The organism is Pseudomonas cucumis, assembly GCF_030687935.1.
Classification (GTDB): domain Bacteria; phylum Pseudomonadota; class Gammaproteobacteria; order Pseudomonadales; family Pseudomonadaceae; genus Aquipseudomonas; species Aquipseudomonas cucumis.
In genome coordinates this window covers 4,481,279-4,503,070 of record NZ_CP117454.1, presented here as the reverse complement: position 1 = coordinate 4,503,070, position 21,792 = coordinate 4,481,279, and the positions used below count along the sequence as shown (strand labels likewise).

Annotated in this window: 18 protein-coding genes; 11 read left to right on the top strand and 7 right to left on the bottom strand. The window is 59.3% G+C overall.

Going from position 1 to position 21,792, the window contains the following annotated elements:
* Nucleotides 1-17 precede the first annotated feature (17 nt).
* A complete protein-coding gene (locus PSH97_RS20325) occupies nucleotides 18-1,202 on the top strand; it encodes a thiolase family protein (RefSeq protein WP_305446444.1) in 1,185 nt (394 codons plus the stop codon).
* A gap of 138 nt (nucleotides 1,203-1,340) precedes the next feature.
* On the opposite strand, the gene PSH97_RS20320 is transcribed toward PSH97_RS20325, so the two are convergent.
* The gene (locus PSH97_RS20320; protein WP_218397630.1) at nucleotides 1,341-1,535 is read right to left on the bottom strand and encodes a DUF6316 family protein; all 195 of its coding nucleotides are present in this window, start codon (nucleotides 1,533-1,535) and stop codon (nucleotides 1,341-1,343) included.
* A gap of 201 nt (nucleotides 1,536-1,736) precedes the next feature.
* Here PSH97_RS20320 and PSH97_RS20315 point away from each other — a divergent pair, with 201 nt between their 5' ends.
* Nucleotides 1,737-2,696 (top strand): DMT family transporter, encoded by a 960-nt coding sequence (locus PSH97_RS20315; protein ID WP_305446443.1) that lies wholly within the window; start codon nucleotides 1,737-1,739, stop codon nucleotides 2,694-2,696.
* A 131-nt stretch (nucleotides 2,697-2,827) separates the two neighbouring features.
* Here PSH97_RS20315 and PSH97_RS20310 read toward each other — a convergent pair whose 3' ends face one another.
* A complete protein-coding gene (locus PSH97_RS20310) occupies nucleotides 2,828-4,222 on the bottom strand; it encodes a class II fumarate hydratase (RefSeq protein ID WP_305449840.1) in 1,395 nt (464 codons plus the stop codon).
* 190 nt (nucleotides 4,223-4,412) lie between these two features.
* On the opposite strand from PSH97_RS20310, the gene PSH97_RS20305 reads away from it, so the two are divergent.
* From PSH97_RS20305 to PSH97_RS20275, 7 genes are all read left to right on the top strand, one after another.
* Nucleotides 4,413-4,937, top strand: coding sequence for a DUF2059 domain-containing protein (locus PSH97_RS20305; protein ID WP_305446442.1), 525 nt, complete (start codon nucleotides 4,413-4,415; stop codon nucleotides 4,935-4,937).
* A gap of 12 nt (nucleotides 4,938-4,949) precedes the next feature.
* A complete protein-coding gene (locus tag PSH97_RS20300) occupies nucleotides 4,950-5,249 on the top strand; it encodes a BolA family protein (RefSeq protein WP_052964137.1) in 300 nt (99 codons plus the stop codon).
* Nucleotides 5,250-5,351: 102 nt separating this feature from the next.
* The gene (gene trhO / locus PSH97_RS20295; protein ID WP_305446441.1) at nucleotides 5,352-6,293 is read left to right on the top strand and encodes an oxygen-dependent tRNA uridine(34) hydroxylase TrhO; all 942 of its coding nucleotides are present in this window, start codon (nucleotides 5,352-5,354) and stop codon (nucleotides 6,291-6,293) included.
* 39 nt (nucleotides 6,294-6,332) lie between these two features.
* Entirely contained in the window at nucleotides 6,333-6,935 is a 603-nt protein-coding gene (locus PSH97_RS20290) for a DsbA family protein (RefSeq protein WP_187326510.1), read from the top strand.
* Nucleotides 6,928-8,745, top strand: coding sequence for an ABC transporter ATP-binding protein (locus PSH97_RS20285; RefSeq protein ID WP_305446440.1), 1,818 nt, complete (start codon nucleotides 6,928-6,930; stop codon nucleotides 8,743-8,745). Before PSH97_RS20290 ends, PSH97_RS20285 begins: the two co-directional genes overlap by 8 nt.
* A 198-nt stretch (nucleotides 8,746-8,943) precedes the next feature.
* Nucleotides 8,944-11,403 (top strand): EAL domain-containing protein, encoded by a 2,460-nt coding sequence (locus tag PSH97_RS20280; RefSeq protein ID WP_305446439.1) that lies wholly within the window; start codon nucleotides 8,944-8,946, stop codon nucleotides 11,401-11,403.
* Nucleotides 11,404-11,447: 44 nt separating this feature from the next.
* On the top strand, nucleotides 11,448-12,242 hold the full coding sequence (locus tag PSH97_RS20275) for a TenA family transcriptional regulator (protein WP_305446438.1): 795 nt from the start codon (nucleotides 11,448-11,450) through the stop codon (nucleotides 12,240-12,242).
* 137 nt (nucleotides 12,243-12,379) lie between these two features.
* Here PSH97_RS20275 and PSH97_RS20270 read toward each other — a convergent pair whose 3' ends face one another.
* The 5 genes from PSH97_RS20270 to PSH97_RS20250 all read right to left on the bottom strand — a co-directional run bounded on the left by PSH97_RS20270 (nucleotide 12,380) and on the right by PSH97_RS20250 (nucleotide 17,367).
* The gene (locus tag PSH97_RS20270; RefSeq protein ID WP_305446437.1) at nucleotides 12,380-13,306 is read right to left on the bottom strand and encodes a GGDEF domain-containing protein; all 927 of its coding nucleotides are present in this window, start codon (nucleotides 13,304-13,306) and stop codon (nucleotides 12,380-12,382) included.
* Between the two features lie 375 nt (nucleotides 13,307-13,681).
* Nucleotides 13,682-14,422 (bottom strand): YciK family oxidoreductase, encoded by a 741-nt coding sequence (locus PSH97_RS20265; protein ID WP_305446436.1) that lies wholly within the window; start codon nucleotides 14,420-14,422, stop codon nucleotides 13,682-13,684.
* 178 nt (nucleotides 14,423-14,600) lie between these two features.
* Entirely contained in the window at nucleotides 14,601-15,272 is a 672-nt protein-coding gene (gene mupP, locus PSH97_RS20260) for an N-acetylmuramic acid 6-phosphate phosphatase MupP (RefSeq protein ID WP_305446435.1), read from the bottom strand.
* A 4-nt stretch (nucleotides 15,273-15,276) separates the two neighbouring features.
* On the bottom strand, nucleotides 15,277-15,975 hold the full coding sequence (gene ubiG / locus PSH97_RS20255) for a bifunctional 2-polyprenyl-6-hydroxyphenol methylase/3-demethylubiquinol 3-O-methyltransferase UbiG (RefSeq protein WP_007899720.1): 699 nt from the start codon (nucleotides 15,973-15,975) through the stop codon (nucleotides 15,277-15,279).
* A 57-nt stretch (nucleotides 15,976-16,032) separates the two neighbouring features.
* A complete protein-coding gene (locus PSH97_RS20250; RefSeq protein WP_305446434.1) occupies nucleotides 16,033-17,367 on the bottom strand; it encodes a TRZ/ATZ family hydrolase in 1,335 nt (444 codons plus the stop codon).
* Between the two features lie 109 nt (nucleotides 17,368-17,476).
* Between PSH97_RS20250 and mtnA the strand changes: the two genes are divergently transcribed.
* Both mtnA and gyrA read left to right on the top strand, forming a co-directional pair.
* Nucleotides 17,477-18,553 carry an S-methyl-5-thioribose-1-phosphate isomerase gene (gene mtnA / locus PSH97_RS20245; RefSeq protein WP_305446433.1) on the top strand — a complete coding sequence of 359 codons (1,077 nt, stop codon included), beginning with the start codon at nucleotides 17,477-17,479 and terminating at the stop codon, nucleotides 18,551-18,553.
* 446 nt (nucleotides 18,554-18,999) lie between these two features.
* Complete coding sequence (gene gyrA / locus PSH97_RS20240; protein ID WP_305446432.1) at nucleotides 19,000-21,669, top strand: DNA gyrase subunit A; 2,670 nt, start codon at nucleotides 19,000-19,002, stop codon at nucleotides 21,667-21,669.
* The last annotated feature ends 123 nt before the right edge of the window (nucleotides 21,670-21,792 follow it).

The following is a 21,792-nucleotide window of genomic DNA, read 5'->3' as shown; positions in this document are numbered from 1 at the left end:
ACAATGAGGTGTATGCCATGCGTGAAGTGGTGATCGTCGACAGCGTACGGACCGGCCTGGCCAAATCCTTTCGCGGCAAGTTCAACATGACCCGTCCGGACGACATGGCGGCCCACTGCGTCAACGCGCTGCTCACGCGCAATGACGTCGACCCGGCCAGCGTCGAGGATTGCATCGTCGGCGCCGGCTCCAACGAAGGCGCCCAGGGCTTCAACATCGGTCGCAACGTCGCGGTGCTGTCGCACCTGGGCATCGGCACGGGTGGCATGACCCTTAACCGCTTCTGTTCGTCAGGCTTGCAGGCCATTGCCATTGCCGCCAATCAGATCGCTTCGGGCTGCAGCGACATCATTGTCGCTGGTGGCGTCGAGTCGATCAGCCTGACCATGAAAAGCGTCAACACCGACAACCTGATCAACCCGCTGCTGAAAGAGCAGGTACCGGGCATCTATTTCCCCATGGGCCAGACTGCCGAGATTGTCGCGCGTCGTTACGATGTCAGTCGCCAAGAGCAGGATGTGTGCGCCCTGCAAAGCCAGCAACGTACCGCCCTGGCGCAGGCTGCCGGGTTGTTCAACGATGAAATCGTACCGATGGCGGTGAAGTATCGCGTCGAAGACAAGGCCACCGGCCAGGTGCAGATCCTCGACGGCATCGTCGACCACGACGACTGCAACCGCCCGGACACCACGCTGCAAAGCCTGGCCGGGTTGAAACCGGTGTTTGCCGAAGACGGCTCAGTGACCGCCGGCAACTCGTCGCAACTGTCCGACGGCGCTTCGATGACCCTGGTGATGAGCCTGGAAAAAGCCCTGGCGCTGGGGCTCAAGCCCAAAGCGTTTTTCCGCGGTTTTGCCGTGGCCGGGTGCCAGCCAGACGAGATGGGCATCGGCCCGGTGTTCTCGGTGCCGAAGTTGCTCAAAGCCAAGGGTTTGCAAGTCGCCGACATTGACCTGTGGGAGCTCAACGAAGCGTTCGCCTCGCAATGCCTGTACAGCCGCAATCGACTGGAAATCGATAACGACAAGTACAACGTCAACGGCGGTTCGATTGCCATCGGCCATCCGTTCGGCATGACCGGTTCGCGTCAGGTCGGGCACATCGTGCGTGAGTTGCAGCGGCGTAACCTGCGTTACGGCATCGTCACCATGTGCGTGGGTGGCGGGATGGGGGCTACGGGGTTGTTTGAGGCGGTGCGGTAAGTACCCTGATTAAGTAGAGACTGTTGCATTGCTATCGCGGGCAAGCCCGCTCCCACAGTAGTTGGTGGCGATCACAAATACAGCGAACGCCACAAACCCTGTGGGAGCGGGCTTGCTCGCGAATGCAGGCGCCGCGGTTTACCGGCTCATACACAAGAACTGCATCCGCTCGATATACGCCTGAATCTCACGCACCGCGGCCTCCCGGTTTTCAAACGGCCCCTCCAGCGTGCGTTCCCGCGTGGTGAAATACAGCTCTCCATTCACACGACACAACCGATCACAACGAAAGTGGGTGGCGGGGGCGTTGTCTTGGGCGCGCATGCCGTACATGGGCGATCTCCTACGGATGACGGTTTCAATGAGCTTATGCATGAACCACTTGCCACGCCTGGCCACCCGATCGACGGCATATCGTCAACTTTATGGTGCGACCTGCACAGTTTCATTCGCGGCCCGTCGGCAACTGTCCCTGTGTCGCGCCCCGGTCTGTGCCTAGAATGACCGTTTTCGCCAATCGGCTTCGGGGTCAGCATGCATATTTCATCGGGTCGCTGGGTTTATGGTCTGTTCCTGGCCTTGCTGACCGCGTTGCTGTGGGGAATCCTGCCGATCAAGCTCAAGCAGGTGCTGCTGGTGATGGACCCGGTGACGGTGACCTGGTTTCGCCTGCTGGTGTCCGGCGGCTGCCTGTTCATTTATCTGGCGGCGACCAAACGTCTGCCGAGTCGCAAAGTCCTCGGCCCGCGCGGTGGCTGGCTGGTGTTGATGGCGGTACTCGGACTGGTCGGCAACTACGTGCTGTACCTGATGGGCTTGAACCTGCTCAGCCCCGGCACCGCGCAACTGGTGGTGCAGATGGGCCCGATCATGTTGCTGATCGCCAGCCTGTTCGTGTTCAAGGAAAGGTTCAGCGTGGGGCAGGGGATTGGCCTGTTGGTGCTGCTGATCGGCTTTGCGCTGTTCTTCAATCAGCGCTTGAGTGAGTTGCTCACCTCCCTGACCGATTACACCGCCGGTGTGCTGATGGTGCTGTTGGCGTCCACGGTCTGGACCTTCTATGCCTTGGGCCAGAAGCAGTTGCTCACGGTATGGAATTCGTTGCAGGTGATGATGGTGATTTACCTGTTCTGCGCGCTGTTGCTGACTCCGTGGGTGCATCCGCTGGAAGCGCTGCAACTGAGCCCGCTGCAAGGCTGGCTGCTGCTGGCGTGTTGTTTGAACACCTTGATCGCTTACGGCGCCTTCGCCGAAGCCCTGGCCCATTGGGAGGCCTCACGGGTCAGTGCGACGCTGGCGATCACACCGCTGGTGACCTTTGCCGCCGTGGCCATGGCCGTGTGGTTATGGCCGGAGTATGTGCATGCCGAACAGATCAATGGCCTGGGTTATGGCGGGGCGGTGTTGGTGGTGCTCGGGTCGGCGCTCGTGGCGTTGGGGCCATCGCTAATGGCGGGACTCAGGGCCCGGCGGGTGCGGATGGCGGCCAGTTAGACCGCGTTATCGTTCATCGCGGGCAAGCCACGCTCCCACAGGTTTTGTGTCGATCACAATACCCGTGAACGACCCGAATCCTGTGGGAGCGTGGCTTGCCCGCGATGACTGACTATCAACCGCCGCAAGTTTCAACCTTTGGAGCCGGCCTCCAGCATATTCTCCGGCTTCACCCAAGCATCGAACTCTTCATTGGTCAGATACCCCAGCTGCAACGCCGCCTCACGCAGGGTCAGCCCCTCGCTGTAAGCCTTCTTGGCAATCTCCGCCGATTTGTCGTACCCAATATGCGGGTTCAGTGCCGTCACTAGCATCAAACCTCGTTCCAGATGCTCGGCCATTTTCTCGGCATCCGGTTCCAGCCCGGCGATGCAATGCTGCTGGAAGTTACTGCAGCCATCGCCCAGCAAGCGGATCGATTGCAGCAGGTTGTGGATGATCACCGGTTTGAACACGTTCAACTGCAGGTGGCCCTGACTGGCTGCAAAACCGATGGCAACGTCGTTGCCCAATACCTGACAGGCCAGCATCGAAAGCGCTTCGCACTGGGTCGGGTTGACCTTGCCAGGCATGATCGAGCTGCCCGGTTCGTTGGCCGGTAGTTTCACTTCGGCAAACCCCGCTCGCGGCCCGGAGCCCAGCAGACGCAGGTCGTTGGCAATTTTCATCAGGGTTACGGCAAGGGTTTTCAGGGCGCCGGAGAGGGTGACCAACGGTTCGTGACCGGCCAAGGCGGCGAATTTGTTGTGAGCGGTGACGAACGGCAAGCCGGAGAGGGCGGCCAGTTCTGCGGCGATCGCTTCGCCAAAACCGTGGGGCGAGTTCAGTCCGGTGCCCACCGCCGTGCCGCCCTGAGCCAGTTCACAGACCGCCGGCAACGCGCTACGGACCGCCCGCTCGGCGTAATCCAGTTGTGCGATGAACGCCGAGAGTTCCTGGCCGAAGGTAATCGGCGTGGCGTCCATCATATGGGTACGACCGGTCTTGACCAGTTTCATGTGCCGCGCGGACAGCTCCGCCAACCCGCCAGACAACTCGCTGATCGCCGGCAGCAAATGCTGCTGCACCGCCTGAGCCGTCGCGATGTGCATGGCTGTGGGGAAGCAGTCGTTGGAGCTCTGGGAGCGGTTGACGTGATCGTTGGGGTGCACCGGGGTCTTGCCGCCACGCGGGTTGCCGGCCAGTTCGTTGGCGCGACCGGCGATCACTTCGTTGACGTTCATGTTGCTCTGGGTGCCGCTGCCGGTCTGCCAGACCACCAACGGGAATTGCTCGTCGTGGTCACCGTCGAGCACTTCGTCGGCGGCTTGTTCGATCAGGCGGGCGATGTCGGCGGGCAGGTCGCCATTGCGATCATTGACGCGCGCCGCGGCTTTCTTGATCAGGGCCAGGGCGTGCAGCACCGCCAGCGGCATGCGCTCGTTGCCGATGGCGAAGTTGATCAGCGAGCGTTGCGTCTGAGCGCCCCAGTAAGCGTCATCCGGGACTTCTACCTGGCCCAGGCTGTCGGTTTCGATACGGCTCATCATGCACACTCCTGTAGGTGATAGCGCAGTTTAGGCCGTGATCGCCGGCCGTGGTTCCATCAGTCTGGAATTTGACCGTTCAGCCCCTCTAAATCAGGTGCGACAAGGCTTGGGGTTGAGTGACACACTTTTTTAGGTGCAGAATGGTCGCCCTTGAGGTTTTGCCTCGCCTGCTAGAAAAGGAAACTCGATGACTCGTCTTCGTGCCATCTGTACCGCGGTTGCACTGGTTTGCGCCAGCGGCCAGGTTTTTGCCGATACCGCCAGCCACAACGCCAGTGCCGAAGCTTTCCTGACCCTGGCGCACGCTGACAAACTGGGCACTCCGGTGTACATGCAAGTGCAGCAAATGTTCGCTCAGCGCTTTGAACAGACCAAAGCCCCTGAATCGAAAAAAGCCCTGCTGGAAACTTACCAGGCCAAGGCCAACGCCGCTCTGGATCAAGCCATTGGCTGGAACAAGCTGAAGCCGGACATGGTCAAGCTTTACACCACCAATTTCAGCGAATCCGAGCTCAAGGATCTGGTTGCGTTCTACAAGTCGCCACTGGGCAAGAAAGTCCTGGAAAAAATGCCACAGCTGACTCAGCAATCGGCCCAGATGACTCAAGCCAAGCTGGAAAGCGCGGTGCCTGTGGTCAACAAACTGCTGGCTGACATGACTGCCGAGCTGGAGCCTAAAGGCGCCGCCGCTCCAGCCAAGAAAAAGCCTTAAGCGGAGTCGGGTATGACCATGCAACAACGCATCGAATCGACGCTGGGTCTGTTACAGCCCGAGCATCTGCAAGTGCTGGATGAAAGCCACATGCACAGCCGTGGGTTGCAGACCCACTTCAAGGCGGTGGTGGTCAGCCAGCAGTTCGAAGGCCTCAATCGCGTCAAGCGTCACCAGAAGGTGTACGGCACTTTGGGCGAACTGATGGGCGAGTTCCATGCGTTGGCGCTGCATACCTACACGCCAGAAGAATGGGCACAGATCGACGCGGCCCCGGCTTCGCCGACCTGTGCTGGCGGCAGCAAGCATTAAGCATCGGTTTTTTGCTAGAATCCGCAACGCGCCGCTCACCCGGCGCGTTTTTTTTCGCATCCGGTTCACCCCTTACGAGGGTAGCCACCTGGAGAATTACCCATGACACAACAGATTGTCGTGGCGGCACTGTATAAGTTCGTCACCCTGGAAGATTACGTCGCCCTGCGCGAGCCGCTGCTGCAAGCAATGGTCGACAACGGCATCAAAGGCACGCTGCTGATCGCCGAAGAAGGCATCAACGGCACCGTGTCCGGCAGCCGCGAAGGCATTGACGGGCTGATGGCCTGGCTCAAGAACGACCCGCGCATGGACGACATCGACCACAAAGAGTCGTATTGCGACGAGCAGCCGTTCTATCGCACCAAAGTCAAACTCAAGAAAGAAATCGTCACCCTCGGCGTCGAAGGCGTGGACCCGAACAAAAAGGTCGGCACCTATGTGGATCCACAGAACTGGAACGCGCTGATCAGCGATCCTGAAGTGCTGTTGATCGACACCCGTAACGATTATGAAGTCTCGATCGGCACCTTCGAAGGCGCCATCGACCCGAAGACCACCAGTTTTCGCGAATTCCCCGACTACATCAAAGCCAATTTCGACCCGGCCGTGCACAAGAAGGTCGCGATGTTCTGCACTGGCGGCATTCGCTGCGAAAAGGCTTCGAGCTACATGCTCAGCCAGGGCTTCGATGAGGTCTATCACCTCAAGGGCGGCATTCTGAAGTACCTCGAAGAGGTGCCGCAGGAAGAAACCAAATGGCAGGGCGACTGCTTCGTGTTCGATAACCGCGTGACCGTGCGTCACGATCTCAGCGAAGGCGACTACGATCAATGTCATGCCTGTCGTACGCCCGTCAGTGTGGAAGACCGTGCATCCGAGCATTACGTGGCCGGCATCAGTTGCCCGCATTGCTGGGATAAGCTGAGCGAGAAAACCCGTCGCAGTGCCATCGACCGGCAGAAGCAGATCGAACTGGCCAAGGCGCGCAACATGCCGCACCCGATCGGTTACAACTACAAGCAAACTCCTTCCGAGGCTTGAACCATGTCTGCACGTCGCCTGCTCTATGTGATGGACCCGATGTGTTCCTGGTGCTGGGGTTTTGCGCCGGTGGCCAACGCGCTGGTCGAGCAGGCGCAGGCAGCGGGGGTGGACGTGCATCTGGTCGTCGGCGGTTTGCGTACCGGCAGTGGCTCGGCGCTGGAGCCGACCACTCGGCGCTACATCCTTGAGCACTGGCAGGCGGTCCACGAGGCCACCGGCCAACCGTTCAAGTTTGAAGGTGCGTTGCCCGATGGGTTTGTCTACGACACCGAGCCTGCCTGTCGGGCGCTGGTGACGGCGCGCAGCCTGGCACCGGATTGCGCGTGGAAACTGCTCGGGTTGATCCAGCATGCGTTCTACGCCGAAGGGCGCGACGTCACCCACGCCAGTGTGTTGGTGGAGCTGGCAGAGCAGGCCGGTTTGCCGCGCATCGAGTTCGCCGCTGCCTTCGACCGTGCCGATCAGCACGCCGCCACCGCTGCCGATTTCACCTGGGTCCAGGACCTGGGCATTGCCGGTTTCCCGACCTTGCTGGCAGAGCGCGATGGTCAATTGGCGTTGTTGACCAATGGCTATCAACCTTTGAGTGTGTTGTCTCCGTTGCTCGGCCGCTGGCTGGAGCGCGCTGCCTGTGCATGACCTGCCCGACGACGCTCCAGCCCCTGCACGTGTCGACCGTCTGAGCTGGGCGGAAATCCGTCGCCTGGCCCTTCACCATAAAAAATCCTTGTGGATCGCCAACGGCGTCGCGGTATTGGCAACGCTGTGCAGCGTACCGATCCCCTTGCTGTTGCCGTTGCTGGTCGACGAAGTGCTGCTGGGTCACGGTGACGCGGCGCTGAAAATCATGAACCATGCGCTGCCCGACGTCTGGCAGAAAGCCGCGGGTTACATTGGCCTGATGCTGCTGGTGACCCTGGCACTACGCTGTGCGGCGTTGTTGTTCAACGTGGTGCAGGCGAAATTGTTTGCGGCGTTGGCCAAGGACATCGTGTATCGGATTCGGGTGCGGTTGATTGAGCGACTCAAGTGCATCTCGCTCGGGGAATACGAAAGCCTGGGCAGCGGCACGGTGACTACGCACCTGGTCACCGACCTGGACACGCTGGACAAATTCGTCGGCGAAACCCTTAGTCGTTTCCTTGTGGCCATGCTGACGCTGGTGGGCACCGCCTCCATCCTGATGTGGATGCACTGGAAACTCGCGCTGCTGATCCTGCTGTTCAACCCGCTGGTGATCTATGCCACGGTGCTGTTGGGCAAGCGGGTCAAACACCTGAAGAAACTCGAGAACGACAGCACCTCGCGCTTCACCCAGGCCTTGACCGAAACCCTGGATGCCATCCAGGAAGTGCGCGCCGGTAATCGTCAGGGCTTTTTCCTCGGACGGCTGGGCCAACGAGCACGTGAGGTGCGCGATTACGCGGTGAACTCGCAGTGGAAAACCGATGCATCGAACCGCGCCAGCGGCTTGCTGTTCCAGTTCGGCATCGATATTTTCCGTGCCGCGGCCATGCTCACCGTGCTGTTTTCCGACCTGTCCATCGGCCAGATGCTAGCCGTGTTCAGCTACCTGTGGTTCATGATCGGTCCGGTGGAACAACTGCTCAATTTGCAGTACGCCTTTTACGCCGCCGGCGGTGCGCTGTCGCGGATCAACGAGTTGCTGGCCCGTGCTGATGAGCCGCAATACACCGGCAGTGTCGACCCGTTCCAGGGGCGCGACACGGTGGGCATCGAAGTCCAGGGGCTGAGTTTCGGCTACGGCGACGAGTTGGTGCTGAACCAAATGAACCTGTCGATTGCCCCCGGTGAGAAAGTCGCGATTGTCGGCGCCAGCGGGGGAGGCAAAAGCACCCTGGTGCAGTTGTTGCTGGGCTTGTATACGCCCCAGGCCGGCACCATCCGTTTCGGTGGTTCGACTCAGGAAGAGATCGGCCTGGAAACCGTGCGTGAAAATGTCGCCGTGGTCTTGCAGCATCCGGCACTGTTCAACGACACCGTGCGCGCCAACTTGACCATGGGCCGCGAACGCAGCGACGAAGCCTGCTGGCAGGCATTGGAAATTGCTCAACTGCACAACACGGTGCGTGAGTTGCCTAACGGCCTGGACAGTATTGTCGGGCGCTCCGGTGTGCGATTGTCCGGCGGGCAGCGTCAACGCCTGGCGATTGCGCGGATGGTGTTGGCCGAACCCAAAGTGGTCATCCTCGACGAGGCCACGTCTGCCCTGGACGCGGCCACCGAATATAACCTGCACCAGGCATTGGCGCGGTTCTTGAGCAACCGCACCACGCTGATCATTGCGCACCGGTTGTCCGCGGTGAAGCAGGCCGACCGGGTGCTGGTGTTCGATGGTGGGCAAGTTGCCGAGGATGGCGACCATCAGCAATTGATTGCTGATGGTGGTTTGTACGCCAAACTTTATGGGCATCTGCAGCAGCACTAGATGAGTGCCACGGGACGTTCAGGGCGTTTTCCCCGGCAAGGGAGAGCACATGAGGACGAAGCCCAGCCCTGAAGCGCTGGGACTATGCCCCTGTTGAGCATGAGCTTCCCCGGCTTGCCTAGAGTGAGAACCCATCCTAGTCTAGCTATAGCGTTTTCGTCCGGACGACGATCGAGCAGTGTCAATACAAGGGACCTCATGAAGCAAAAAAGGACTCTCGGAACCCCTCGGTTGTTGGGCATCGTCTGGCCTTTTATCGCCGTCGTGTTATTTCAGGCCTTGTTGGGAGGCGTCAGCCTTTACGTTCTTTCGGCGGTTCGCGGCTACGTCGGCGGGGAGAGCCTGTGGTCCAAGGGCCAGAAAGACGCCATCTATTACCTCAATCTCTATGCCGACAGTCGCGACGAAACGATTTTTCTCAAATACCAGAACGCGATTGCCGTGCCTCAGGGTGGCCACGAACTGCGCCTGGCGCTGGATCATCATCCACCGAATATCGAGGCGGCGCGAATCGCCATCCTAAAGGGCGGCAACCACCCGGACGATGTCGCCAGCGTGATTTGGCTGTACCTCAATTTCCGGCACTTCAGCTACCTTGAAAAAGCCATCGAACTCTGGACGGTCGGTGACGCGTACCTGATGCAACTTGATGACGTCGCGCGGGAGATGCATCAGCGCATTACCGATAGCCAGGCCACCGATGCCGACGTCAAACGCTGGAAAGATCAGATTTTTGCCATCAACGATGGCGTGACGCCAGCCGCCAAAGCATTCAGTGATGCCTTGGGCGAAGGCTCGCGGGTGATTCTGCGGCTGCTGTTGGTGACCAACCTCGCCACTGCGCTGGGTTTGATTGTGTTGGCCCTGCTGCGCACTCATAAACTGCTCAAGCAGCGCCATGCCTTCGCCGATGCCTTGCAGCTGGAGAAAGACCGGGCACAGATCACTCTGCAATCGATTGGCGATGGGGTGATCACTACGGATGTCGAGGGTGCGATCGCCTATATGAATCCGGCCGCCGAGGCCTTGACTCACTGGAAGGCCGAACACGCGGCGGGGTTGCCATTGGCAGCGCTGTTCAATCTGCTGGACGAGAACGCTCAGGCTGATGGTTTTACCTTGATCGAGCACATTTTGAGCGGTCAGCTCAGTGGTGGCAGCGAGCATTCCAAACTGATCCAGCGTCTGGATGGCAGCACGGTGTCGGTCACTCTGGTCGGCGCGCCGATTCGCAATACGGGCAAGGTCAGTGGCACCGTGCTGGTGCTGCATGACATGACTCAAGAGCGGCAATACATCGCCAATCTGTCCTGGCAGGCGACCCATGATGCCCTGACCGGGCTGGCCAACCGCCGTGAATTCGAGTATCGCCTCGAACAGGCCTTGCATCACCTGACGCGCCAGGCGGGGCGTCACGCCTTGATGTTTCTCGACCTGGATCAATTCAAACTGGTCAACGACACCTGCGGGCATGCGGCGGGCGATGAGCTGTTGCGGCATATTTGTGCATTGTTGCAATCAGGGTTGCGCGAAGGCGACACCCTGGCCCGGTTGGGTGGCGACGAGTTCGGCATTCTGTTGGAAAACTGTGCGCCGGAAGCGGCCGAGAAAATTGCCGAAAGCCTGCGCCAGACCGTGCAGAACCTGCACTTTGTCTGGAAAGGCCGGCCGTTCGTGACCACCGTGAGCATCGGTCTGGTGCATGTGACCCAGAGTCCGGCCACCCTCGAAGCTTCGCTGCGTGCCGCTGACATGGCTTGTTATATGGCCAAGGAAAAGGGCCGCAATCGGGTTCAGGTCTATCACGCCGACGACTCGGAGCTGTCCCTGCGCTTTGGCGAGATGGCGTGGGTACAGCGTCTGCACATAGCGCTGGAAGAAAACCGCTTCTGCCTGTACGCCCAGGAAATCGCGCCCCTTGGCCCGGGTGAGCATGGCGGCGGGCATATCGAAATCCTGCTGCGCCTGCATGATGAGGCGGGGCGCCTGATTCTGCCGGACAGTTTCATTCCGGCCGCCGAGCGTTACGGTTTGATGACGTCGATTGACCGTTGGGTGGTGGAGAACGTTTTCAAAGTCATTGCTCAGTGCATCGCCCAAGAGCGCGAAGGGCCGCTGGCCATGTGTGCGATAAATCTGTCAGGTATTACTATCGGAGATGAGGCGTTTCTGGACTTCCTTCGTGAACAGTTTGTTGCATATTCAATTCCACCTGAAATGATTTGTTTTGAAATTACAGAAACCAGCGCGATTGCAAATTTGGGCAGCGCAATTAGATTTATCAATGAACTCAAAGGTTTAGGTTGTCACTTTTCGCTAGATGACTTTTGCGCCGGTATGTCCTCATTCGCTTACTTGAAACATTTACCTGTAGACTTCCTGAAGATCGACGGGAGTTTCGTAAAGGATATGCTGGACGACCCGATTAACCGCGCCATGGTCGAAGTGATCAATCACATCGGTCATGTCATGGGTAAGCGCACGATTGCAGAGTTCGTTGAAACACCTCAGATCGAGCAGGCATTGCTGGAGATCGGAGTGGATTACGCTCAAGGGTATGTGATTGAACGCCCGCATCTGTTTACCTGGGATAGTTTGCAAAGTCGTCCTGCCCGGCCCCGACCTTTGTTGTTCAAGGCGCCCGGCACGTTCCGTTGAAATCTCTTGTTGATCTTAAAATCACAATCAAAAGGAGCGCGACAGTGATCGAGACATTCAACAGAACCGGACCACTCATGGAAGCTGCAAGTTATCCCGCCTGGGCTCAGCAATTGATCCAGGATTGCAGTGAGAGCAAGCGTCGGGTTGTCGGACACGAACTGTATCAGCGCATGCGTGATAACAAACTCAGCGCAAAAACCATGCGTCAGTACCTTATTGGTGGCTGGCCGGTGGTCGAACAGTTCGCGTTATATATGGCCCAGAACCTGACAAAGACCCGTTTTGCGCGCCACCCTGGCGAAGACATGGCGCGTCGCTGGCTGATGCGCAATATTCGCGTCGAATTGAACCACGCCGATTACTGGGTGCACTGGAGCCGTGCTCACGGTGTCAGCCTGGAAGATCTGCAAGCCCAACATGTGGCCCCTGAGCTTCACGCCTTGAGCCACTGGTGCTGGCACACCAGTTCGTCGGATTCGCTGATCGTGGCCATCGCCGCCACCAATTACGCCATCGAAGGGGCGACGGGGGAGTGGTCGGCCCTGGTTTGCTCCAATGGTGTCTACGCGGCAGCGTTCCCCGAGGAAGATCGCAAGCGGGCCATGAAGTGGTTGAAGATGCACGCCCAGTACGACGATGCCCATCCATGGGAAGCGCTGGAAATCATCTGCACCTTGGCGGGCATGAACCCGAGCAAGGCGCTGCAAGTGGAATTGCGCCAGGCTGTCTGCAAAAGTTACGACTACATGTATCTGTTCCTGGAGCGTTGCATGCAGTTGGAACCGGCAGCAAAAGCGCCTGTAGCCCGTGAGCGGATGGCGTTGGCTGAAAGCTGATCTGAAGACTACGCAAAACAACTGTGGGAGCGAGCCTGCTCGCGAAAAGCGTTCTGACATTCAATATCTATGGTGAATGTCAGGCAGCTTACGCGAGCAGGCTCGCTCCCACATTGGTTATTCGGTGTTGCCGGGACTCAGCCCGCCATCGCCAGGCGGTTACGCCCCTCACGCTTGGCCACATACAACGCACTGTCGGCCCGTCGCAACAAACTCTCGGCAGACTCGCCGGGCAGCAGCGTCGAGCAACCGATGCTGACCGTCAGCTCAATCATCTTGCCCTCGGCCTCATAGTCCTGAGCCTGCGTCGCAAACCGCAGTCGTTCACCGACCATGGCTGCCGCTTCCCGACTGGTGTTGGAAAGCAGAATCATGAATTCTTCGCCACCAAACCGGAACACCATGTCGACGTTGCGCAACTGGTTTTTGATTGACGCTGCGACGGCTTTCAGCACTTCATCGCCGGCACTGTGCCCGTAGGTATCGTTGATGTGTTTGAAATGATCGATGTCCAGCATCAGCAGCGACAGGGGCTGCGAGTGTCGCCGCGACATCTCGATTTCCCGCTCCAGCGTCTGATCCATGGCGATGCGGTTGCCGGTATCGGTCAACGGATCACGCAATGCACTTTGGGTCGCCGCTCGGTAGAGCAGGGCGTTTCGCATGGGGAAGAGCAGGGTCGATAGCAATGACTCCAGGTTGCCCTGTTCCTGTTCGCTGAAGCGCTGATTGCGACGGAACACCAGCTCACCCAATTGCTCGCCTTCATGGCTGAGGCTGTAGCTGATTGAATGATGACCCCGTGCGCCGAATTGCAGGCGCAAGTCGCTGGGCTGATGTTCGTAATTCAAGGCATCCAGCGGCACAAGGCGCTGAATTTCACGGAAGAAAAGGCCGAGAATGCGTTGCGGCTCAAGACTGGTTTGCAGTTGCAGGCCCAGCGCTTGGCGCAACTGCGCAAGACTGACGGGCCGCTCCAGGAGGGGAGGCTGCTGACCAAAGCCCAGGCGTTGCAATTTGGCACTGTCGAAGTCAATTGCGTTGGTCTGGGAAGGTGATTTCATATGGCGTGAGCCCCTAAGCAGTAAGGCTGTCTTACAGGCTGGGTGAGAGCGGCTTTGGGCTGCGCGTCATACTGGTCCATCAGTCCCGTAGGACATTTGGCACGAGTTTAGTCCGCTTTGCCGAAGATTAGTAACCACTCGGCCGAAGCTCCGCTTCTTCTGCTTTCACACGGCGTGTCTGAACAAAATTAGAGCGAAAGTCATGCCATTCGGTTCAGTCGAATAAAAAGCTTTTAAAAATCAAAATATTGGAAGGTTGTGCGCGGTGAGCTGCGCAGACTGATGACATTTATTTGACTTGAAGCAGGGGTGGTTGCCACCGGGTTTGAGTGCCGCGGCGGGAAGCCGTCGCGGCAGAAAAGCGACGCACGGGCGTTACTGAGCGTTGAACGCCTGGCCATTGATGCCGGTACTGTCCGGACCCATCAGGTAAAGGTAGACCGGCATGATCTCCTCGGGTGTCGGATTGTTCAGCGGGTTTTCACCGGGGTAGGCTTGAGCGCGCATGCTGGTGCGGGTAGCGCCGGGATTGATGCTGTTGGAACGCACCGGGGCCACTGTGTCTACTTCGTCGGCCAGGGTTTGCATCAAGCCTTCGGTAGCGAATTTGGAAACGCCGTAAGCGCCCCAATACGCACGCCCCTTGCGACCGACGCTGCTGGAAGTGAACACCACCGAGGCGTCCTGAGACAGCTTGAGCAGTGGCAGCAGGGTGCTGGTGAGCATGAACATGGCGTTGACGTTGACGTGCATGACGCGCATGAAGTTCTCGCCGGACAACTGCTCGATCGGTGTGCGTGGACCGATGATGGAGGCGTTGTGCAGCAAGCCGTCGAGGTGGCCGAACTCGGTCTCGATCATCGCTGCGAGTTCATCGTATTGATGAGGCAGTGCGGTTTCCAGATTGAACGGAATCACGGCCGCTTGTGGATGCCCGGCCGCTTCGATCTCGTCGTAGACCTGAGTCAGGTTGGCTTCGGTCTTGCCCAGCAACAGCACGGTGGCGCCGTGGGCGGCGTAGGTTTTTGCAGCGGCAGCACCAATGCCACGGCCGGCGCCGGTGACCAGGATGACCCGGCCCTTGAGCAAGTCAGGGCGGGCGGAATAATCAAACATAAAAAACCTCACAAAAACAGAAGACAGATCGCGGCGTGGCCAATCGCGGGCAAGCCCGCTCCCACAAGAGTCGCTGGTGTTTACACAATTTGTATTCGCCACCAGAACCCTGTGGGAGCGGGCTTGCCCGCGAAGGCGTCATCATTCACGTCACATCCCCGGAGCTTGAAGCCGGGTCTCAGCAGCTACAGAGGGCGTTATCCAACACCTCGAGCAACGCCAGCGGATGATCGATCACAACGTCCGCGCCCCAGTGCTTCGGGTTATCGTCCGGGTGAATATAACCGTAGGTCACCGCGCAGGTTTTGGTGCCGGCATCGCGACCGGACTCGATGTCGCGCAGGTCATCGCCCACAAACAGCACACTGGCCGGGTCCAGATCGAGCATCCTGCACGCGAGGATCAACGGCTCCGGATCCGGTTTGCTGTTCTTCACATGATCGGGGCAAATCAGCACTTTCGAACGTTCGGCCAGGCCCAGCTGCTGCATGATCGGCTCGGCGAAACGTACCGGTTTGTTGGTGACCACGCCCCAGATCAGGTTGGCCTTTTCGATTTTTTCCAATACCTCGGCCATGCCGTCGAACAGATGGCTGTGAACCGCGCAACCCTTGAGGTAGCGATCGAGGAACTCCTGACGCAATTCCTCGAACCCCGGCGATTCCGGGTCCATGGAGAAGTTCGCGGCGACCATCGATTTGGCGCCGCCGGATATTTCATCGCGAATGTGTTGAGTGTTGATTGGCGGCAAACCACGATCAGCGCGCATCGCCTGGCAGATGGCGATGAAATCCGGCGCGGTGTCGAGCAGGGTACCGTCCATGTCGAAAAGGACTGCTCTGATACGCATCGGCTTACTCCTCGCGCAGGGTCTGGATCATGTAGTTGACGTCCACGTCGGCCGCCAGTTTGTAGTGCTTGGTCAGTGGATTGTAGGTCAGGCCGATGATGTCCTTGACGGTCAAACCGGCCATGCGGCTCCAGGCGCCAAGCTCCGAGGGGCGGATGAATTTCTTGAAGTCGTGGGTGCCGCGCGGCAGCAGCTTCATGATGTATTCGGCGCCGACGATGGCGAACAGATAGGCCTTCGGGTTGCGGTTGATGGTGGAAAAAAACACCTGGCCGCCCGGTTTGACCATTTTGAAACAGGCGCGGATCACCGAGGATGGATCCGGTACGTGCTCGAGCATTTCCAGGCAAGTCACTACGTCGAACTGCTCGGGCATTTCTTCTGCCAGGGCTTCGGCGGTGATCTGCCGGTATTCGACGCTCACGCCGGATTCCAGCTGATGCAATTGAGCGACGGCCAGCGGCGCTTCGCCCATGTCGATACCCATCACGGTGGCGCCGCGTTGCGCCATGGCTTCGCTGAGGATGCCGCCGCCGCAACCGACGTCGAGGACTTTCTTGCCGGCCAGATGGACGCGCTCGTCGATCCAGTTGACCCGCAGCGGGTTGATGTCGTGCAGCGGTTTGAACTCGCTTTCGCGGTCCCACCAGCGATGGGCCAGGGCTTCGAATTTGGCGATTTCGGCGTAGTCGACGTTGCTCATGGTGTCAGTCCTCTAAAACTTGAAAAATCCTGTTGCCCCGGTTTTGGTCCAGGGTGCTTACAATTCGGTATGGCCGCTGATGCGCTGGCCCCAGGCCTTGGCAGTGGCACACAACTGCGCCTCATCCAGGCGGGTCAGGCGGCGGTCGTCGAGCAGTTGCTTGCCGGCGACCCAAAGGTGTTTCACACAGTCGCGACCAGTGGCATAGATCAATTGCGAAACCGGGTCGTAGACCGGTTGCTGCGCCAGGCCCGACAGGTCGAACGCGACGATGTCCGCCGCTTTGCCGATTTCCAGCGACCCCGTTTCGGCTTCGATTCCCAGCGCGCGGGCACCATTGAGCGTGGCCATGCGCAGGGCGCGATGGGCGTCCAGCGCGGTGGCGGAGCCGGCGACGGCCTTGGCCAGCAACGCAGCGGTGCGGGTTTCGCCGAGCAGGTCAAGGTCATTATTGCTGGCCGCGCCATCGGTGCCGACCGCCACATTGACTCCAGCCTGCCACAAGCGCTCCACCGGGCAGAAACCGCTGGCCAGCTTCAGGTTCGACTCCGGGCAATGAATCACATTGGTGTTACTTTCTACTAGCAGCACCAGGTCTTCATCGCTGATCTGGGTCATGTGAACGGCCTGCAGGCGCGGCCCCAGCAGGCCCAGGCGGCCGAGGCGGGCCAACGGGCGTTCGCCGCACTGCTCGACTGATTGTTGCACTTCGAAAGCAGTTTCATGGACGTGCATGTGAATCGAGGCGTCCAGTTCTTCAGCGATCACCCGGATTTTTTCCAGGGTTTCGTCGCCCACGGTGTAGGGTGCATGGGGCCCGAAGGTGATTTTGATTCGCTCGTGATGCTTGAGATCGCCAAATAATTCGACGCCCTGACGAATGGCTTCATCCGCCGTGCCGGCGCCTGGAATCGGGAAATCAAGGATCGGAATGGCGATCTGGGCGCGAATGCCGCTGTTATGGACGCGTTCGCTGGCGACCTTCGGGAAGAAATACATGTCGGAGAAACAGGTGATGCCGCCTTTGATCTGCTCGGCGATGGCCACGTCAGTGCCGTCGCGTACGAAAGCCTCGTCGACCCACTTGGCTTCGGCCGGCCAGATGTGGTTTTCCAGCCAGGTCATCAGCGGCAGATCGTCGGCCAGGCCGCGGAATAGCGTCATTGCCGCATGCCCGTGGGCATTGATCAGACCGGGGGCGAGCAACACGTCCGGCAATTCGCGGACTTCGGTTGCGTTAAACTTCAAGGCTGCTGCACGCGGGCCGATAAATACGATGCGACCGTCGCGGATGCCCAAGGCATGCTCTTTAAGGATCACGCCAGCCGGTTCGACGGGTACCAGCCAGGTCGGCAGCAATAACAGGTCGAGCGCAGCGGTGGGGGTCGGCATCGAAAGTCGGTTCCAGTGCTTTTGTAAAGGATGGCGAAGTATACCCGAGCGTCTTCGCGGGGGGATCGCTATAATCGGCGCCTTTTGTTCATGAGTGCGGGGTAAGTGGATGCGCGATCGACTGTTGGCTGCGGAGAAGGTGAAGGCCATCGATTGGCGTGATGGCACCCTGTATCTGCTGGATCAGCGTATTTTGCCTTTCGAGGAAACCTGGATCGCCTACACCAGCGCTGCGGGAGTGGCTGAGGCCATTCGCTCGATGGTGGTGCGCGGCGCGCCGGCCATTGGCATCAGCGCGGCGTATGCCATGGTGCTGTCAGCCCGCGCCCGAATTGTCGAGGGCGGTGACTGGCAGGCAGCCTGGGAAGAGGATTACGCGTTACTGGCCGATTCCCGTCCGACAGCGGTTAATCTGTTCTGGGCCTTGAGTCGCATGCGTGACCGCCTGGACCGCCTCAAGGAAGACGCAGACCCTCTGGCGGCGTTGGAGGCCGAAGCCATCGCCATTCATGAAAGTGATCGCGAAGCCAACCTGACCATGGCCCAACTGGGTGTCGATCTGATCCGCAAGCATCAGGGCAATGCCCAGGCGATCCTCACTCATTGCAACACCGGCGCACTGGCCACCGGCGGCTTCGGCACGGCGCTGGGGGTGATTCGCGGGGCTTTCATCGAAGGCATGGTCGAGCGCGTCTATGCCGATGAAACCCGGCCATGGCTGCAAGGTTCACGATTGACCGCATGGGAATTGGCCAATGAAGGCATTCCCGTGACCCTCAATGCCGATTCCGCCGCTGCGCACATCATGAAAACCAAGGGCGTGACCTGGGTGATCGTCGGTGCCGACCGCATCACCGCCAATGGTGATGTGGCGAACAAGATCGGCACCTACCAACTGGCGGTCAACGCCATGCACCACGGCGTGCGCTTCATGGTGGTGGCGCCGAGTTCGACCATCGACATGAACCTGGCCAGCGGCGACGAGATTCCCATTGAAGAGCGCGATGGTCGCGAGTTGCTGGAAGTCGGCGGCAAGCGAGTGGGGGCAGATGTCGATGCGTTCAACCCGGTGTTCGACGTGACGCCTGCGGATCTGATCGATGCGATCGTCACCGAAAAAGGCATCGTCGAGCGTCCAGATACCGCGAAAATGGCGCAGTTGATGTGCCGTAAGCGTCTGCATTAAAGATATCTGGCACCTGATAAATCGACTTCGCGGGTAAGCCCGTTCCCACAGGAATCTGTGTCGAACCGAAAATCTCTAGGCATGGAGCGATCCCTGTGGGAGCGGGCTTGCCCGCGATTAGGCCCTGAAAATCAATGAAGCAAGCCGAATCTGCCCTGAATTCTCCATTCAACACGGCTCTAAGCCCCTCTCGTCCCCTTCAAGCCTGTCACCGGTCAACTAACTATGCTCCATGCGCGTCTGGGGGATAGGTGCGTGGCGGCTCTTGTGATAACATCCGGCGGTTTCCAGGGTAGCCTGATGTGGCTGCCTTTACTGCGCAGATCCATGGCATAACTCGTTGATTTGTCGTAAGTCGGTGCATGGCACTCAGTCTGCATCGGCGAGCTTCGTTCGTCCCATATGGATGTGACGAAGTTTCACCAGAAAAAGGAATCAGGCTTCTCATGGGCGAACTGGCCAAAGAAATCCTCCCGGTCAATATCGAAGACGAGCTGAAGCAGTCCTACCTCGACTACGCGATGAGCGTGATTGTCGGGCGGGCACTGCCGGATGCGCGCGATGGCTTGAAGCCCGTGCACCGGCGTGTGCTGTTCGCGATGAGCGAGCTGGGTAACGACTTCAACAAGCCGTACAAGAAATCTGCCCGTGTTGTCGGTGACGTGATCGGTAAGTATCACCCTCACGGTGATACCGCGGTGTACGACACCATCGTTCGGATGGCGCAGCCATTCTCGCTGCGTTACCTGTTGGTAGACGGTCAGGGCAACTTCGGTTCGGTGGACGGCGACAACGCCGCGGCCATGCGATACACCGAAGTGCGCATGACCAAGCTGGCGCACGAGCTGCTGGCTGACCTGCACAAAGAAACCGTGGACTGGGTGCCGAACTACGACGGCACCGAAATGATCCCGGCGGTCATGCCGACCCGTATTCCCAACCTGCTGGTCAACGGCTCCAGCGGTATCGCCGTGGGCATGGCGACCAACATCCCGCCGCACAACCTCGGTGAAGTCATCGACGGTTGCCTGGCACTCATCGACAACCCGGAACTGACTGTCGATGAGCTGATGCAATACATCCCCGGTCCGGACTTCCCGACTGCCGCGATCATCAACGGTCGCGCCGGCATCATCGAAGCCTACCGCACCGGTCGCGGGCGCATTTACATGCGTGCCCGCTCGATAATCGAAGACATCGACAAGGTCGGTGGCCGTCAGCAGATCGTCATCACCGAACTCCCTTACCAGCTGAACAAGGCCCGTCTGATCGAGAAGATCGCCGAGTTGGTCAAAGAGAAGAAGCTCGAAGGCATCACCGAACTGCGCGACGAGTCCGACAAGGACGGTATGCGCGTCGTGATCGAACTGCGTCGCGGCGAAGTACCAGAGGTGATCCTCAACAACCTCTACGCCCAGACTCAGCTGCAAGCGGTGTTCGGTATCAACATCGTCGCGCTGATCGACGGCCGTCCGCGGATCCTGAACCTCAAGGACCTGCTGGAAGCCTTCGTTCGTCACCGTCGCGAAGTGGTTACCCGCCGTACCGTGTTCGAGCTGCGCAAAGCGCGTGAACGTGGCCACATTCTGGAAGGTCAAGCGGTTGCCCTGTCGAACATCGACCCGGTCATCGCCCTGATCAAGGCCTCGCCAACGCCGTCGGAAGCCAAGGAAGCGCTGATCAGCACGGCCTGGGAATCTTCCGCCGTGGTCGCGATGGTTGAGCGTGCCGGTGCCGATTCTTGCCGTCCAGAGACCCTGGACCCGCAATACGGTCTGCGCGAGGGCAAGTACTTCCTGTCGCCAGAGCAGGCGCAAGCCATTCTGGAACTGCGTCTGCACCGTCTGACCGGTCTGGAACACGAAAAGCTGCTGGCCGAGTATCAAGAGATCCTCAACCAGATCGGCGAGCTGATCCGCATCCTCAGCAGCGCCACGCGCCTGATGGAAGTGATTCGCGAAGAGCTGGAAGTGATCCGCGCCGAGTACGGCGATGTGCGCCGCACTGAGATTCTCGATGCCCGTCTCGACCTGACCCTGGGCGACATGATCCCGGAAGAAGAGCGCGTCGTGACCATTTCCCACGGTGGCTACGCCAAGACCCAGCCATTGGCTGCGTACCAGGCTCAGCGTCGTGGCGGTAAAGGCAAATCGGCCACTGGCGTCAAGGATGAGGACTACATCGCTCACCTGCTGGTCGCCAACAGCCACACCACGCTGCTTCTGTTCTCCAGCAAAGGCAAAGTGTACTGGCTGAAAACCTACGAAATTCCGGAAGCATCCCGCGCTGCCCGTGGTCGTCCGCTGGTCAACCTGCTGCCGCTGGACAGTGATGAATACATCACCACCATGCTGCCGGTCGAGGAATACACCGAAGGTCACTTCATCTTCATGGCCACTGCTAAAGGTACTGTGAAGAAGACCCCGCTGGAATCCTTCAGCCGTCAGCGCAGCGTCGGCCTGATCGCGCTGGAGCTGGACGAAGGCGACGTACTGATTTCCGCTGCCATTACCGATGGCGAGCGTGAAGTCATGCTGTTCTCCGACGGTGGCAAGGTCACTCGCTTCAAGGAAACCGACGTCCGCGCCATGGGCCGTACCGCTCGTGGTGTCCGCGGCATGCGTCTGCCGGAAGGCCAGAAGCTGATTTCCATGCTGATCCCGGAAGAAGGCAGCCAGATCCTCACCGCTTCGGCGCGTGGTTTCGGCAAGCGCACCGCGATCACCGAGTTCCCTGAGTACAAGCGTGGCGGTCAGGGCGTTATCGCCATGGTCAGCAACGAGCGTAACGGCCGTCTGGTCGGCGCAGTCCAGGTGCTCGACGGCGAGGAAATCATGCTGATTTCCGACCAGGGTACTTTGGTTCGTACCCGTGTCGACGAAGTCTCCAGCCTGGGTCGTAACACCCAGGGCGTGACCCTGATCAAGCTGGCCAGCGATGAAACGCTGGTGGGCCTGGAGCGGGTTCAAGAGCCGTCGGAAGTCGAAGGCGAAGAGCTGGAAGGCGAAGGGCTCGAAGGTGAAGAGGGTGCAGTGTTCGACGGTGAAGTCGTGATCGACGACGTTGCCGAAGACCAGCAACTCGACGCCGCCGCTGACGAAGAGCCGCAAGAGTAAGCGGGCAAGCAGGGGGCGGATGAAGATTCGCCCCCTTGTTGTTTGTTCTGTTTGAAAATTTGCGACACTGCACAGGATCGTTCCCACGCTCTGCGTGGGGATGCCGCTCGGGACGCCCCATGA

Coding starts and splice junctions, on each gene's coding strand:
- PSH97_RS20320 (WP_218397630.1), bottom strand. CDS start 1,535: ATGTACGGCATGCGCGCCCAAGACAACGCCCCCGCCACCCACTTTCGT.
- trhO (WP_305446441.1), top strand. CDS start 5,352: ATGACACAACAGATTGTCGTGGCGGCACTGTATAAGTTCGTCACCCTG.
- PSH97_RS20290 (WP_187326510.1), top strand. CDS start 6,333: ATGTGTTCCTGGTGCTGGGGTTTTGCGCCGGTGGCCAACGCGCTGGTC.
- PSH97_RS20310 (WP_305449840.1), bottom strand. CDS start 4,222: ATGAGCCGTATCGAAACCGACAGCCTGGGCCAGGTAGAAGTCCCGGAT.
- PSH97_RS20305 (WP_305446442.1), top strand. CDS start 4,413: ATGACTCGTCTTCGTGCCATCTGTACCGCGGTTGCACTGGTTTGCGCC.
- gyrA (WP_305446432.1), top strand. CDS start 19,000: ATGGGCGAACTGGCCAAAGAAATCCTCCCGGTCAATATCGAAGACGAG.
- PSH97_RS20315 (WP_305446443.1), top strand. CDS start 1,737: ATGCATATTTCATCGGGTCGCTGGGTTTATGGTCTGTTCCTGGCCTTG.
- PSH97_RS20250 (WP_305446434.1), bottom strand. CDS start 17,367: ATGCCGACCCCCACCGCTGCGCTCGACCTGTTATTGCTGCCGACCTGG.
- PSH97_RS20265 (WP_305446436.1), bottom strand. CDS start 14,422: ATGTTTGATTATTCCGCCCGCCCTGACTTGCTCAAGGGCCGGGTCATC.
- PSH97_RS20325 (WP_305446444.1), top strand. CDS start 18: ATGCGTGAAGTGGTGATCGTCGACAGCGTACGGACCGGCCTGGCCAAA.
- PSH97_RS20270 (WP_305446437.1), bottom strand. CDS start 13,306: ATGAAATCACCTTCCCAGACCAACGCAATTGACTTCGACAGTGCCAAA.
- mtnA (WP_305446433.1), top strand. CDS start 17,477: ATGCGCGATCGACTGTTGGCTGCGGAGAAGGTGAAGGCCATCGATTGG.
- PSH97_RS20300 (WP_052964137.1), top strand. CDS start 4,950: ATGACCATGCAACAACGCATCGAATCGACGCTGGGTCTGTTACAGCCC.
- mupP (WP_305446435.1), bottom strand. CDS start 15,272: ATGCGTATCAGAGCAGTCCTTTTCGACATGGACGGTACCCTGCTCGAC.
- PSH97_RS20280 (WP_305446439.1), top strand. CDS start 8,944: ATGAAGCAAAAAAGGACTCTCGGAACCCCTCGGTTGTTGGGCATCGTC.
- ubiG (WP_007899720.1), bottom strand. CDS start 15,975: ATGAGCAACGTCGACTACGCCGAAATCGCCAAATTCGAAGCCCTGGCC.